At 70.3% G+C, this 14,262-nt stretch carries 14 protein-coding genes; 3 read left to right on the top strand and 11 right to left on the bottom strand.

Annotation, left to right across the window (positions count from 1 at the left end):
* Nucleotides 1–17: 17 nt before the first annotated feature.
* The 7 genes from hpnH to OG589_RS18055 form a co-directional block, all read right to left on the bottom strand.
* A complete protein-coding gene (gene hpnH / locus OG589_RS18025; protein WP_405150507.1) occupies nucleotides 18–1,022 on the bottom strand; it encodes an adenosyl-hopene transferase HpnH in 1,005 nt (334 codons plus the stop codon).
* A complete protein-coding gene (locus OG589_RS18030; protein WP_405150508.1) occupies nucleotides 1,019–1,648 on the bottom strand; it encodes a hypothetical protein in 630 nt (209 codons plus the stop codon). The genes hpnH and OG589_RS18030 overlap by 4 nt, the downstream gene beginning before the upstream one ends.
* On the bottom strand, nucleotides 1,645–3,552 hold the full coding sequence (gene shc / locus OG589_RS18035) for a squalene--hopene cyclase (RefSeq protein ID WP_405150510.1): 1,908 nt from the start codon (nucleotides 3,550–3,552) through the stop codon (nucleotides 1,645–1,647). The genes OG589_RS18030 and shc overlap by 4 nt, the downstream gene beginning before the upstream one ends.
* Entirely contained in the window at nucleotides 3,549–4,979 is a 1,431-nt protein-coding gene (gene hpnE / locus OG589_RS18040; RefSeq protein WP_405150512.1) for a hydroxysqualene dehydroxylase HpnE, read from the bottom strand. Before hpnE ends, shc begins: the two co-directional genes overlap by 4 nt.
* Nucleotides 4,928–5,785: a presqualene diphosphate synthase HpnD gene (gene hpnD / locus OG589_RS18045; RefSeq protein WP_405150514.1), complete on the bottom strand. Its 858-nt coding sequence runs from the start codon at nucleotides 5,783–5,785 to the stop codon at nucleotides 4,928–4,930. The genes hpnE and hpnD overlap by 52 nt, the downstream gene beginning before the upstream one ends.
* The gene (gene hpnC / locus OG589_RS18050) at nucleotides 5,782–6,633 is read right to left on the bottom strand and encodes a squalene synthase HpnC (RefSeq protein ID WP_405150515.1); all 852 of its coding nucleotides are present in this window, start codon (nucleotides 6,631–6,633) and stop codon (nucleotides 5,782–5,784) included. Before hpnC ends, hpnD begins: the two co-directional genes overlap by 4 nt.
* Nucleotides 6,634–6,833: 200 nt before the next feature.
* Complete coding sequence (locus tag OG589_RS18055; protein WP_405150517.1) at nucleotides 6,834–7,610, bottom strand: polysaccharide deacetylase family protein; 777 nt, start codon at nucleotides 7,608–7,610, stop codon at nucleotides 6,834–6,836.
* 23 nt (nucleotides 7,611–7,633) lie between these two features.
* Here OG589_RS18055 and OG589_RS18060 point away from each other — a divergent pair, with 23 nt between their 5' ends.
* Nucleotides 7,634–8,764 (top strand): MGDG synthase family glycosyltransferase, encoded by a 1,131-nt coding sequence (locus tag OG589_RS18060; protein ID WP_405150519.1) that lies wholly within the window; start codon nucleotides 7,634–7,636, stop codon nucleotides 8,762–8,764.
* Nucleotides 8,765–8,825: 61 nt separating this feature from the next.
* Here OG589_RS18060 and OG589_RS18065 read toward each other — a convergent pair whose 3' ends face one another.
* From OG589_RS18065 to OG589_RS18080, 4 genes are all read right to left on the bottom strand, one after another.
* The gene (locus tag OG589_RS18065) at nucleotides 8,826–8,960 is read right to left on the bottom strand and encodes a hypothetical protein (RefSeq protein WP_405150520.1); all 135 of its coding nucleotides are present in this window, start codon (nucleotides 8,958–8,960) and stop codon (nucleotides 8,826–8,828) included.
* The gene (locus tag OG589_RS18070) at nucleotides 8,957–9,838 is read right to left on the bottom strand and encodes a DMT family transporter (protein WP_405150522.1); all 882 of its coding nucleotides are present in this window, start codon (nucleotides 9,836–9,838) and stop codon (nucleotides 8,957–8,959) included. The genes OG589_RS18065 and OG589_RS18070 overlap by 4 nt, the downstream gene beginning before the upstream one ends.
* 393 nt (nucleotides 9,839–10,231) lie before the next feature.
* Nucleotides 10,232–10,642: a CBS domain-containing protein gene (locus tag OG589_RS18075; RefSeq protein WP_405150524.1), complete on the bottom strand. Its 411-nt coding sequence runs from the start codon at nucleotides 10,640–10,642 to the stop codon at nucleotides 10,232–10,234.
* Nucleotides 10,643–11,046: 404 nt separating this feature from the next.
* Nucleotides 11,047–11,643: a helix-turn-helix domain-containing protein gene (locus OG589_RS18080; RefSeq protein WP_405150525.1), complete on the bottom strand. Its 597-nt coding sequence runs from the start codon at nucleotides 11,641–11,643 to the stop codon at nucleotides 11,047–11,049.
* Between the two features lie 201 nt (nucleotides 11,644–11,844).
* Here OG589_RS18080 and OG589_RS18085 point away from each other — a divergent pair, with 201 nt between their 5' ends.
* Nucleotides 11,845–12,480: a class I SAM-dependent methyltransferase gene (locus OG589_RS18085; protein ID WP_405150527.1), complete on the top strand. Its 636-nt coding sequence runs from the start codon at nucleotides 11,845–11,847 to the stop codon at nucleotides 12,478–12,480.
* A gap of 71 nt (nucleotides 12,481–12,551) precedes the next feature.
* The gene (locus tag OG589_RS18090; RefSeq protein WP_405150529.1) at nucleotides 12,552–14,180 is read left to right on the top strand and encodes an MFS transporter; all 1,629 of its coding nucleotides are present in this window, start codon (nucleotides 12,552–12,554) and stop codon (nucleotides 14,178–14,180) included.
* Nucleotides 14,181–14,262 lie beyond the last annotated feature (82 nt).

Consider the following 14,262-nt stretch of genomic DNA (forward strand, 5'->3'; position numbering starts at 1 on the left):
GCCCGCCTCCGTGAGGGTCAGCCGTCGCGTATCGCTCGTAAGGACTCTTTGAGGGAGCCGAGAGTGGCGAAGATGGCGGTGGGCTCGTATCCGCAGTGCGCCATACAGTTGGCGCACCGTGGATCGCGCCCGCGACCATAGGAGTCCCACTCGGTCTCCTCGACCAGTTCCTTGTACGTCCGGGCGTATCCGTCGGCCATCAGGTAGCACGGCCGTTGCCATCCGAGCATCGAGTACGACGGGATCGCCCAGGCCGTGCACGGGAAGTCGATCCGTCCTTCGAGGAAGTCGAGGAAGAGGGGAGAGTGGTTGAACCGCCACCTGCGGCGGTTCCCACCGGCGAAGGCTTGGCGGAACAACTCGCGTATCTCTCGCACCCCGAGGAAATGCTCCTGATCCGGGGCCTTCTCGTAGGCATACGCGGGAGAGATCATCATCTGGTCCACGGCCAGGTCGTCGTTGAGGTAGTTGAGCACGTCGATGACCGTCTGCGGGCTGTCGGTGCTGAAGAAGGTGGTGTTGGTGGTGACGCGGAAGCCACGCCGCCGGCATTCGCGGACGGCGGCGACCGCCTCGTCGAACACGCCTTCCTTGCACACGGATGCGTCATGGCGCTCGCGCAACCCGTCGATGTGCACCGTCCACGCGAAGTACCGTGATGGCGTGAATTCGTCGATCTTCTTGGGGATCAGCAAGGCGTTGGTGCAGAGGTAGACGTACTTCTTGCGGGCGACGAGCTCCCGGACGATCTCCGCGATCTGCGGGTGCATGAGCGGCTCGCCGCCCGCGATCGACACCATGGGGGCGCCGCTCTCCTCGATGGCGGCCACGGCCTGGTCCACGGGCATGCGCTGCCTCAGGACGTCGGCGGGGTGCTGGATCTTGCCGCAGCCGGCGCACTTGAGGTTGCAGGCGAACAGCGGTTCGAGCTCGACCAGCAGTGGGAACTTCGCCCGTCGCCGTAGCCTCTGGTAGAGGACGTAGCCGCCGACGCGCAGGCTCTGGCGAACCGGAATCGTCATAACAGCACTTCCTTCCCGTCCGAGAACCGGATCCCCCGCACCATGCGGGGATCGATGCCTGCGGCCCAGCGCGTGAGGACCGGGCCGATGCGCCCAAGCGCGCGGCGGGCCGAAGTGCCGCCACGTAGGGTGGCCAGGCTCAGCAGCGGCGCGTCGGGGGTGTCGACGATGACGCGTACCGCCGCCAGCGGGCGACCGGCGGAGGCGGCCGCCAGCGGCCCGGTCTCCATGTCCACGGCATGCGCGCCACCGGCGGCGAGGCGGGCGCGCTCGACCCCGGTGACCACGTGGTCGCAGGTCAGCAGCCGCCCGGTTCGAACGGGCAGGCCGGCGCGCGCCAGTTCCTCGGCCAGTGGCGGCGCCGACGCACAGGCGAACACGCGGTCCCCGAAGCGCACCTCGCTCGCCACCAGCACGTCCCCCGGGCGCAGACTCGGGTCGAGCGCGCCTCCGAACCCCACCACGGCCAGGGCGCCGTACACCGGCAGATCGGCCGCCGCGCGGGCGGCCCGGCGCGGTCCGGGACCGGTACGCATCACCTGGACCTCCTTGCACGCGGCGGCGAGGCCGCGCTGGACGGCCCGCGCCTCGATTCCCAGCGCGGTGCAGATCAGCAGGCCGGTCACGACGGCACCTGCGGTGCCCCGGCCGCGTCGCCGGCGCGGGCACGCACGTAACGGCCGAGGGCGCTGATCGGGAAGACGAGGCGATAGAGGTGGTAGTTGATGTAGAAGTCGCCGGGAAATCCGGTTCCGGTGTAATAGGGCTCGTCCCAGCTGCCGTCCGGGCGCTGGTGCTCGACCAGCCACCCGACGCCCCTGTCCACGGCGGCCGAGCGGTCCCCGGCGGCGAGCAGGGCCAGCAGTGCCCATGAGGTTTGCGACGGCGTGGACTCCCCGCGTCCGATCCAGGCGGGGTCGGTGTAGGAACGCAGGTCCTCGCCCCAGCCGCCGTCGTCGTTCTGCTGGTCGCGCAGCCAGGCGACGGCCCGCCGTACGCAGGCCGCCTCCGGTCGTACACCGGCCGCGACCAGGGCGGGAACCACCGCCCCTGTGCCGTAGACATGGTTGGCGCCCCAGCGGCCGAACCACGATCCGTTCGCCTCCTGCGCCTTGAGCAGCCAGACGACGGCGCGCCGCAGGGTCTTCGATCCGGCCGGTCGTTCGTGGGCGAGCGCCTCGACGACATGGGCGGTGACGTCGGCCGACGGCGGGTCGATGACCGCGCCGAAATCGCAGAACGGCAGCTTGGCGCACAGTGCGCGGGTGTTGTCGGCGTCGAAGGCGGCGAAACCGCCGTCGCGCGAGGCCATTGCGGTCATCCAGCGCACAGCGCGGTCGATCGCCGGCCGCGCGCCGGGGCGGTGCGCCCGGCGAAGCGCGAGGATCACCTCGGCGGTGTCGTCGGTGTCGGGGTAGCCGTCGTTGTCGAACTCGAACGCCCAGCCACCCGGCGGCAGCGAGGGCCGCCGCACGGCCCAGTCGCCCGGCCCCCTGACCTCCTGGCCGAGCAGCCAGTCGGCGGCCTCGGCGACGGCCGGGTGATCGGGGGCGATGCCCGCGTCGAGAAGCGCGTTGACCGCCAGCGCGGTGTCCCACACCGGTGACTGGCAGGCCTCCAGCCTGCGGCCTCCGTCGTCCCGGATCGTGAACCGGTCCAGCCCCTGGATTCCCCTGCGCATGACGGGATGGTCGACATGGTACCCGGACAGGTTGAGCGCTATCAGGGAGTAGACCCATGGCGGCTGGATGCCGCCCCAGGAGCCGTCGGCCTCCTGCCGCGCCACGATCCACTCGGCGGCGCGCCTGAGCGCCGCGTCTCGCGGGACTTTCACCGGGTTGCGCTCGTAGCGGTGCAGAAGCCGGTCCAGGGCGCGGAACGCTCCGTCCCACCCAAGGCTTGCACGCGGGCGTATGGTTCGTCCGGTGCGCAGCTCGGCGAGGTCGAATGGGAGCGGGCGCACGGGCCGGTGGGCGCTGACCACGGTGAGCGGGACGATCGTCTGGCGGGCCCAGCAGGCCCAGTCGTAGACGTTGAGTGGGAACCACGATGGCAGGAACATCATCTCCGGGGGGAGGACGGGAAGTTCGTCCCACGGCCACTGACCGAACATGGCCAGCCAGATCCGGGTGAAGACCCGTGCCGCCTCGAGGCCGCCGGCCTGCCGGACGAACGCTGCGGCGGCGCGCATGTGCGGGGCATCGGCCGGGTCGCCGGCGAGCCGCAGCGCGGTATAGGCCTCGACGGTGGTGGACAGGTCGGGTGGGCCGCCGTGGAAGTTGGCCCAGGTCCCGTCCGCGTGTTGCTCGGATCGGATCCAGCGGGCCGCCTCGGCGGTGTCCTGCCGGCCCCGGATGCCGAGGAACTCGCGCAGGAGCAGGTCCTCGGCGTCCATCGTCACGTTCGTCTGCAGTTCTCCCTTCCACCATCCCTGCGGAGAGCGCAGGCCGATCAGGTGGTCACACGCCGCGCCGAGGGCCAGATCGGCGCCGGACGCCGACTTGGGCCTGGAGGCGTCGAGTGTGGTCATGTCAGCTGTCCCGGCATGGCCTCCGGCGCGGCCGGCGCCGGCTCGGTCGTCCGCGCGGCCTCCTGCCGCAGGTGCCGCCCGGCCAGGCGGGCCGCGTGGAGTCCGCTGCGCACGGCCCCCTCCATGGTGTCGGGCCAGCCCGTGTCGGTCCACGCGCCGGCAAGGTACAGGCAGGGCCACCGGGTGGCCGCCGCGGGGCGAAGCGCGCCGCTTCCGGGGCCCTGGCGGAAGGTGGCGCGACGCTCCCTGGTGACGAAGAAGTCGGTGAGCCGTGCCCGGGAGGGAAACAGCCGCTGGAGCTCGGGGACGAACTCGGCCTGGATCTTCTCGGCCGGCATGTCGATCCATCGGCCCGCGGCCGACACCGAGACGGCGAGGTACTGACCCCGGCCCAGCCCCGCGACGCGGGTCTTGTCGAAGACCCACTGCACAGGCGAGTCCACGACGGCCGCGAACGGCACATCGGTGACCGGCCGGTCGTACACGGCGTGCACGTTGACGATCGGACTCGCATCAAGACCGCTCCAGCGGTCCCGGTCGGGCGCGGCGTCCAGGGGGACGAGCCTCGCGGCCCGCTCGTGGGGTATCGCCACGATGACGGCGGAGGCCGCGATCCGGATGCCGTCCACGACGACCGCCGGGCCCGGCTCGATGGCGGTGACCTTCGCCGACAAGCGCACCTCACCGCCGCATCGCCGGATGGCGGCCTGGGCGGCGGTCCCGTGCAGGTCGCCCAGAGGCGCGGCGGGAATGCCGATGTCGCCGGCATCGGCCCGGCCGAGCAGGGCGGTTCTGAACACCTTCACCGCCGGTCCGAGGGCCGCCTCGTCGATGCCGACGTTGAGGGCCGCCACCGCGAACAACTCCCACAGGGCCCGCCGGGCGGAGTCACGCTGCCCGTGTGCGGCCAGCCAGCTCCCGAGATCGGTCCGGTCGAGCGCGGGGTCTCCGGGGTCCAGCCTGGCCAGTGCGAGGGAGGCGCGGACCGCGCGTAGCCGATCGGCCGGTCGAAGCAGGGAGTAGGTCGCGAGAGCGGGCATCAGGTGGAACGGCCCGGGCAGCGCGGACCGGCGCAGGCGTCCCGACCGTCCCGCCGGGGTGAGGACCCGCATGTCGAACCGGTCCTGGAGGCACACCCGCCCGGCGCCGCCGATCCTGTCGAGCAAACCCCGGTAAGCAGTGCAGCATCGCAGGAAGACGTGCTGGCCGTTGTCCACGACCAGCCCGTCGCGCTCGAACGAGTAGGTCGCGCCGCCCAGCCGGGGACGAGCCTCGTACAGCGTCGTGGCGTACCCGGCCTCTCCAAGGGCGACGGCGGCGGCGATGCCCGCGAGCCCGCCGCCCACGATCGCGACCGGCGCCGCCGGGGAGCCGCTCAGCTTCCGGCTCCCGCCAGCGCGCGCGCCGCCACCATGGCCTTCTCCCACGCGGGCAGCGACGATCTGACACTGAGCGCCTGGACGGGGCGGGCGGCGATGCGGTCGAGCAGGGACCGGTAGATGCCGGCCATCGCCGCGGTGCACGCCGCGCTGCGCCGGTCGAGCATGGGCAGCAGCTCCGCCCCCCGCTCGTACCATTCACGCGCCCGGTCGGCCTCGAACCGGACGAGCCTGACGAGACGGTGCGGTGGATCGGTGAACCTGCCGCTGGAGTCGACGTCCAGTGTGCATCCGAACCGTTCCAGGTCCTCCGACGGCAGGTAGACGCGTCCGGCCAGCCGGTCCTCGCGCACGTCGCGAAGGATGTTCGTGATCTGTAGCGCCACTCCCAGGGCGTCGGCCAGCGGCGCCGCGGTCCTACGGTCCTGGGCTCCGAAGACGCCGAGTGAAAGGCGCCCGACCGATCCGGCGACGCACCGGCAGTAGGCCAGCAGGTCGTCGAAGCTCTCGTACGTCGCACCGCGCACGTCCGCGACGCACCCGTCGATCAGCTCCTCGAAGGCGAGGAGCGGGATCGGATAGCGCCGCGCCGCGTCGATGAGGGCGACCATGACGAGATCGTCGTGATCGGGATGTCCCGCGCGAAGCGCGGCACGCGCGTCGGACAGGCGGGCCAGCCGCTGGTCGGCGGACCCGTCCATGTCGCCGATGTCGTCGATCCGGCGGGCGAAGGCGTACACGGCGCTGAGCGCCCGGCGCTTGGGGGCGGGCAGCAGCCGGATGCCATAGGAGAAGTTGCGCGCCCGTACACGGACGATCTGCTCGCAGCGCCGGTACGCGTGGGACGCGGTCACCGGGTCACCTGCCTTGCGGTGAGAACCTGGAGCCAGGCGGCCAGCCATCGGCCACGGCGGGGGCGGACGATGCGCCCGAGCACGTCATGAGCGGACCGCTCCAGCGCGGTCACGGTGGCGTGGCCTCCCGCGATGTAGCCCGCGACCGCCATGCGGGCGTACCCGGTCAGCGAGGCGACGAGCGGACGGCCGTCGTCCAGCAGCCGCGCGGCTCGCGAGACCTGCAGGGCCACCACGCGGCGCAGCCCCGCCGAGGTGACGCGACCGGCCAGGTCGCCCTCCTCGCAGCCGAATTCGCGCAGGTCCTTCCCCGGTAGGTAGACACGGCCCCGCCGGTAGTCCTCACCGACGTCCTGGCAGTGCTCGATGATCTGCAACGCAGAGCACACCCGGTCCGACAGCACGAGCCGCTGGGGAACCGCCACGCCGAAGACGTGCAGCACGATGTGCCCGACGGGGTTCGCCGAGAGCTCGCAGTAGCCGAGCAGGTCGTCGAAGGTGTCGTAACGGGTGACCGTCTGGTCGCGCCGGTTGGCCTCCACCAGCCGGTGGAACGGCTCGGCCGGGATCGCGCACGCCTCGACGGTCCGCGCGAGCGCCCCGACGGCCGGCAGGCGCGGAGCCGACCCGGCGTACAGGCGAAGCAGATCGGATTCGACGGCGTCGAGCAGCCGCGGCCGGTCTTCCGGCTCTGCCTCGTCGCCGATGTCGTCCACGAATCGCGCGAACCCGTACGCCGCCCAAAGGTGCTCGCGGTGCCGGCGCGGCAGCAGCCGTAGGGCCACCGGGAAATTCTCGCGGCCAGCCTTCGATATGACGTCGTTCCCGAAATCCTGCCGCGATGACATTCCTATGCGATTTCCATCGGCCCATGTCGCAAACAAGAAAGGCGCCGTCCGACGGCATTCATTGCACCGTGTTGGCGGGGAATTTATAGCGTCCGGAGCCTTCTACGTCACCCGCGACGACCGGCCCACGTCTTCGTGTCCATGAGGCCGAACGGCGGTTTGACGGCACGGGCCGGCGGAGATGGTGATTTCGAGCCGTATCAAGGAGGAGCGCCGTGGTCAGCCTGTCGCAGCGTTCCCGGGTCACGACGGCCCCTGGCGGCCGTCCCTGTGACGCCATGATCACGCAACGGCCCGACGCGCAGTCCCATGGAACGGCATCGGTCCACCAGCGCGGGCAGGGCGCCGAGCCCCGATCGCCAGGAGCCGGGGGCCGAGGTGTGGTCGGAGTCGTGGAGCAGCAGGGTCGCGCCGCCGCGCAGTCCGGGCGCCATGGCCGCCAGCACCGAGGCCGGGCTCGCGGTGGCGGTCCAGTCCTTGCCCCACGCGGTCCACAGCACCGGGCGCAGTCCTCGCGCGGGGGCGGCGACCAGCGTCTCGGCGCTCAGCACGCCGTACGGCGGCCGGTACCACGCCGGGGGCGCGCCGGTGACCGCGCGCACGAGGGCGGACGCCCGGCCGATCTCGTTGGTGACACGGCCCGGGCACATCACCAGGGCGTTGACGTGCCGCCAGCCGTGCACGGCCATCTCGTGCCCGTCCGCGACGATGCGATGCCCAAGCTCGGGGTGGCGTTCGAGCATCTCACCGAGAACGAAGAACGTGGCCCGGCACCCGAGCCGTTCGAGCTCGTCGAGGAAGCGCGGGGTGGAACGGGGGTCGGGTCCGTCGTCGAAGGTCAGCGCCACGTGATCGGCGCTTCCCACGCCCGCCAGGCCGGGCAGCCGGCGCCGTACGGCGGGCAGCCAGGTCCCCGCAGGGGCGGCATGCAGCAGTGCCAGCCCCACCAGGGCCGTCGGCAGCGCGGCGGGTCGCATCGTCTCAGGCCCGACGGAGACCGATGGTGACGGCGGGCCGGCGCGTGCTGATCCTGAGCGCGGGCATGGGCGCCGGCCATGACGGGGTCGCCGCCGAGCTGGCCCGGCGGCTGGTCGCCGATGGTGCCGAGGCCGAGATCATCGATGTCCTCCAGTTGCTCCCGCTCCGGCTCGGCCCGATGCTGCGCTCGGGGTACCAATGGGTGATCAGGCACGCGCCGTGGCTCTATGAGGCCACCTACCAGCTCTTCTTCGTCGCCAAACGGGCGCCGTCGACATCGCCGCTGACGCTCCTGGCGGCGGCTCCCCTTGGCCGTCTGGCCGGCCGCCACCGGCCCGACGAGGTCGTCTCGACCTTCCACCTCGCCGCCCAGGTGACCGGGTGGCTCAGACGGCGCGGCCGAATCCGGGCGCGGAGCACGGTGCTGGTGACCGACTTCGCTGTGCACCGCCTGTGGCTGCATCCGGGCAATGATCGCTACCTCTGCCCGAACCCCGCCATGACCGGGCACATCACCGCCATGACCGGACGGCCGGCCTTGTGCACGGCCCCCGTCGTACGACCGAGGTTCCGGCCACGTGTCGCCGAGTGCGCGAGGACACGGGCCCGGATCGGCGCCGACCCCGGTGACCTGCTGGTCCTGGTGTCCGCGGGTTCGTGGGGAGTGGGAGCCGTGACCGAGACCGCGCGCATCCTGGCGAGTTCCGGCCGCTACAGGCCGGTCGTCCTGTGCGGGCACAATGCCCGGCTCCGGAACCGTCTGGGCGGTGGTGGGACGGTGCTGGCGCTCGGCTGGCGGGACGACGTGCCGGAGCTCATGTCGGCGGCTCACGCGCTGGTAGACAACGCCGCGGGGCTGACCTGCGTGGAGGCTTTCGCGGCGGGGCTGCCCGTCGTCTCCTACCGGCCCATCCCAGGTCACGGTCGCGACGGCGCGCTGGCGATGGCACGGGCGGGGTTCAGCGTTCACGCCCCCGACGCCGCGGCTCTGCTCGACGCTCTGGACCGGCTGCGGGACGAACGGCAACGCGACCTCCAGATCGCCCGGGCGTCGGCTCTGTTCACCTCGATGCCGGCCGTGGCCGCTCTCATGTCCGCTCCGGCGGACCTTCCACCTGCGCGGACTGGGCGAGCAGGAAGCTGCCATAGATGATCAGACCGATGCCCGTCGCCTCGGGGAGGACCCACGGGCCGGATGGTCGCGATGGCAGCCATCACCCACTCAGAGTCAGGATGAGCGCGGGCCGGAACCCCAGCCGCACAGGCACCGACCGTGCCGCGCGACGTTGCGGCACCGAGGCGACGGCGTTGCTCGCCGCGGCGAGCAACGCCAGTACCACGGCGATCACGTGCCGTCCCCATCCGGGTGCCGCACGACGTCCCGCTCCGACTTGGCCAAGAACGGGGACCGCCCCAGGATGACGATGCCCGTCACCATCGCGACCAGGCCGGCCGCCTCCGCCGCGAGCGCCCCCGGGGTGACCCGCAGGTGCTCGGCGAAGATCGCGACGCCCAGCGCGATCCCGGTGATCGGTTCCGCGGCGGTGGTGGCCGGCAGCGAGATCCGAAGCGGTGCGGCGTCGAACGCGCTCTGGTTGAGGAACAGCCCCACCACGGCGACACAGGGCAGGACGTACGGTTGCCAGGTCGCGACGACGGCGTGCAGTCCCTCGCGCATCGTGAGCAGTGAACTGCGGGTGAGCACATCCTGAAGTCCGTACAAAACTCCGGCGGCGGACGCCAGCGACATCGCCTTGCTCTGGAGAGAACGCCGGAGTCCGAACAGGACGAACCCGGCGGCGACCACGACCGCCACAAGCACCGCGAGCCACCGCATGGAACTCGGATGAGGCAGATGCCCTCCGTATGGTTGCCCGGAGAACAGGAAGAGCGCCACTCCTCCGCTCACCAGCACCGCGCCCAGACATTCCATGAGACCGAAACGTTCCTGGTAGATCACGTGCGCGGCGGTCAAGGCGAACAGCAGGTTCGTCGCGAGAAGGGGCTCCACCTGTGCCAGCCCCTCTACCCGCAGCGCGACCGCGCCGAGGATCTGACCGCACAGCATCAGGCCGATCCCGGCCAGCCACAGTGGCGTGCGAACGAGGTCCAGCAGCAGGCGCGGGCGCAGCATCTCCCCAAGCGGCTCGCGATACGCCGCGTGCTGCTGGGCGACGTAGCCCAGACCGAGAAGGCACGCCGCGCCCAGGGATACCGCGATGACCACTGGTTGCGCCCCTCTCCGGCTCCCGGTCCAGGAACGGCGCTGGAACAGCAGGGCTTCCCATCATCGGCACCCGGGGCTCGAGTGGCTTCCTCCGGCAAGCTTCCGCTGAACAGCACCCAGTCAACTCCTACCCGAACGCCGAGCGGGTTGGTCGCTGACCTTCTGTGTCCCCGCGCGCGCTTTCGCACAGGTCGTCTTCGCTCCCCAGCCCAACGAGACGGGGTCCTGCCCCTTGCCGGCAGGATCCCGTCGAGTTCGGTCGGCCTTGACCCGGTGGACTTCCGTGGCCGTCCCCTCGCCCTGCGTTTCCGATTCGCCGGTCGGTTCCTCGACGGCCGGTCTCACCTCCCTTCCGTTGTGCTCGTGGTGGCTGGTGGGTCGTTGCCGCGTCTTTCACTGGGAGGAACCGGAGATGGCTTCCACCAACTCGAGCAGCTGCGTTGCGAGATCGGCCTGGCTGATGATGCCGACCAGTTCCTTGTTCTCCAGCACAGGCAAGCGACGGATCTTGTGCTCGGCCATCTGGTGCAGTACCTCGTCGATGTCCGCGTCGACATCGATACACCACACATGGGCTTGTTCGATGAGGTCGCCGGCCTTGACTTCGGCTGGGTTCTTGCCCTTGGCGATGCACTTCACCACGATGTCGCGGTCGGTGATGATCCCCTTGAGCCGGTTGTCCTCACCGCAGATCGGTAAGGCACCGACCTTCAGTTCGGCCATCCGCCGGGACGCGTCGGTGAGGTTCTCGTTGATCCCCAAGCACTCACAGCCCGGGTGCATGAAATCACGTGCTGTAGTCATGGTAAATATTCATCCTTAGGCCCGTTCGCCGGTTCCCCTGCTCTGTCCGCAAGGATTGAAACTCGTTCGAGGCATCCTTGACCTGGATATTTCGAGCACCGCGTGGCGGGATCCGACCGTCCCCATTCATCACATCAGCACCCTCCGTCACTTACATCAGACGAAGGTTGCGGGCGCCCTCGGGTGAGGTGGTTCAGTCGTTCAGATGCCGGGCGAGCGGATGATCACGGCCGAGCTGTTCGACGATCACCGGATCCACGTCGCCGCTCCCATTCGCCGAGTTGCCAGATGACCAGGAATCGAACGGTTCGCGCCGGACGGCTCCGGCCCAGCTCGCGTCGACCTCTCAAGGCAGAGCGGGCGGTTCCCAGGATCGCTACTTCTCGTGAGGTCCCTGACCTTTCTTACACGGCCAGGCCATGTCTCGGTGCCGCACGGACGTGCGCGCGTTCGCCTTGTTTCCCGATGAGACTCAGGTACTCGACGGGACCAGCGCTGGTGGCCCCGAACCAGTGCGGGGTGCGCGTGTCGAACTCCGCGGCCTCCCCGGGCTTGAGGATGAGGTCGTGTTCCCCGAGTACAAGGCGGAGCGTTCCGTTGAGGACATAGACCCAGTCGTAGCCCTCGTGGGTGCGCAGGTCGGGTTCGGCGTCGTCGCTTCCGGTCGGGAGGACGAACTTGTAGGCCTGGATTCCTCCGGGCCTACGGGTCAGCGGCAGGATGACCGAGCCGTCGCCGCAGGGGATGGGACGCAGATTGATGCGGGGGTCGCCGGTCGGCGGCGCATCGACGAGCTCGTCGAGTGTGACCCCGTGGGCGCGAGCAAGCGGAAGCAGCTGCTCGAGCGTGGGACGTCGCAGGCCCGCCTCGAGCCGGGACAAGGTGCTGGTGGAGATGCCGGTCTCCTCCGCGAGGTCGGCGAGCGTGACGTCTCGATGCAGCCGAAGGCGTTTCAACCTCGGTCCGACAGCGTCAAGAGTGCGGTCAATGGCTTCATCCATCCCGCCATTTTGCCATTCGGCAACAACGTTTGCACATCCGCCTTCTTTATCAGCACCATGAAGAACGAACCGAGGAACGCACCCGCATAGGGGGGTGCACGATCTGCCGGCGCGGGTGAGCCCGGCGGAGCTGTTGGCACGTGGCCGCGACGAGGTCACCGGCTACGGCGGAGCGATCATCGCGAACGAGGAGGACGACCTATGACGCACGGATTCGACAAGGACTTCTGGGAGCGGCACTGGCAACAGGGACGAGCTGGGGGCCCCGGATCCATGGGCGGCAACCCGCCGAACCCGTACCTCGCTCGTGAGACCAGCGGCCTGACACCGGGCACGGCACTGGATGCGGGGTGCGGCGGCGGTGCCGAGGCGATCTGGCTTGCCTCCCACGGCTGGCACGTCACCGCAGCCGACATCTCGTCCGAGGCCCTCGCTCGCGCTGCCGAGCGCGCGGCGACGAGCGGGGCCCCCGAGCGCTTGCAGTGGGTTGAGGCGGATCTGAGCGTCTGGAGCCCGGGCGCGCAGTTCGACCTGGTCATGACCCACTACGCCCACCCGGCGATGCCCCAGCTGGAGTTCTACGACCGCATCGCCGGATGGGTGGCTCCCGGCGGCACGCTGCTCATCGTGGGGCACCTGCACACCCCGGGCTCTACCGGCCACGGGCACCACCCTCCTGCCGAAGCGTCGGCCACCTCCGCGGCCATCACCGCGCGCTTGGACGGCATGGAGTGGGAGATCGTCACCGCCGAAGAGCACCTCCGCACGCTCACCGGCCACGGGGGCCGAGCGGCCCCCCTCCACGATGTCGTCGTGCGCGCCACCCGACGCCGGTAATCACACCATCCGACAGCGCCAGGGCCCGCTGCTCCGGCGCCGATTCCCCTTGCCTTCTTGAAAGGAATCCCATGAGTACGAACCGGTCCCCAGACGCGGGAGCCCCCGACCCGACCATCCAAGACCCACGACAACGACGTACGATCTTGGTCGGGGTCTGCATCGCGCTCATGGCGGTCATCGCTTCGGTGTCCGGGCTGAACGTCGCCCAGCCGGAGCTCACCGTCGCGTTCGACGCCTCGCAAACCGAGGTCTTGTGGTTCATCAACATCTACACCATCAGTCTGGCCGCGTTGCTCCTGCCGCTCGGCGCGATGGGCGACCGGTGGGGCCGCAGGCCGGTGCTGCTCGCAGGCCTGCTCGTCTTCGGAATGGCGAGTGCGGCGGCCGGCCTTGCCACGTCGTCCGAGATCATGCTCGCCGCGCGTTTCCTGAGCGGCGTAGGCGCAGCGATGATCATGCCGGTCACCCTCGCCGTCATCACCTCGACCTTCCCGGACGAGGAGCGCTCCAAGGCGATCGGCGTGTGGACCGGCGTCGCCGGCGGTGGAGGCATCTTGGGGATGTACCTGTCGGCCGTCCTGGTCGACCTGGCGAGCTGGCGGTGGCTCTTCGTCCTGCCGGTCGTGCTCGTCGTCGTCGCCATCGTCATGGCGCTGCGATCCATCCCGAGCTCGCGCGAGGCGTCAGGGCACGGGTTCGACGCCGTCGGTTCGCTGTCGTCCGTGGTCGCGGTGGTCGGGCTCGTCTTCTTCCTCCACGAGGGCCCCGAACGAGGCTGGACCGCGCCCGCGACGCTACTGAGCCTCCTCGTCGGCGTCATCGCCGCTGTCGGCTTCGTGGCATGGGAGCTGCGCCGACAGGCTCCACTCCTCGACGTCCGCCTGTTCCGCGAGCGAGGTCTCGCGAGCGGTTCCGTGTCGCTCTTGACGGTCTTCGGCGTGCAGGCAGGGATCTTCGTGGTCCTCTTCCCGTACTTCCAGGCGGTGCTCGGCTGGTCCGGCCTTCGCTCCACCCTGGCGCTCATGCCGATGGCGCTGCTGATGATGTTCGCCTCCGGCCTCGCCCCGCAGGTGGCCGCGCGCATCGGCAGCCGCTCGACGATGGCCTCAGGGATCTTCCTGGGCGGCGCGGGGCTGGTCCTCATGGCCACCTTCGTCTCCGTCGACGGCGGCTACCTCTCAATCCTCCCCGGCATGCTCGCCATGGGACTCGGTATGGGTTTGACGATGACGCCCTCCACCGAGGCCATCACCACCGCCTTGCCGCGTGAGCGTCAAGGTGTCGCGTCCGCGCTCAACGACGTCACCCGGGAGTTCGGCACCGCGCTCGGTGTCGCGCTGCTCGGAGCGGTCCTGACCGCCGGCTACCGCGGCGCCATCGACTCCCGGCTCGACGGAGTGCCGGACGACGCCGCCGACGCCGCCCGCGAGGGCGTCGCCAACGCCCTCGCGGCCGCCGACGGGGTCGGCCCCCAGGCGCAGGCGCTGACCCGAGCCGCCCAAGAGTCCTTCGTCGACGGCTGGCAGCAGGCCATGTGGGCAGGCGCAGTGGTCATGGCGGTCCTGTTCGTCTACGTTCTCGCGCGAGGTCCGCGGCAACGGACCCAGGGTTCCGGTAGCGACAGCCGTGAATCCAACGAAACCGGCGGACGCGCCGATGATGCGGCCGCCCTCCCCGTCTCACCACCTCATGGGTGAGAGAAGGTGTCTTCGAACTCCATGGATCCGGACTTGATCATGGATACGCAGGCGAGCCCGTCGGGCCCGCGCGACCTTTAGG

Origin of the sequence: Sphaerisporangium sp. NBC_01403, assembly GCF_045040145.1 — a bacterium.
In the GTDB taxonomy this organism is placed as follows: Bacteria; Actinomycetota; Actinomycetes; order Streptosporangiales; family Streptosporangiaceae; genus Sphaerisporangium; species Sphaerisporangium viridialbum.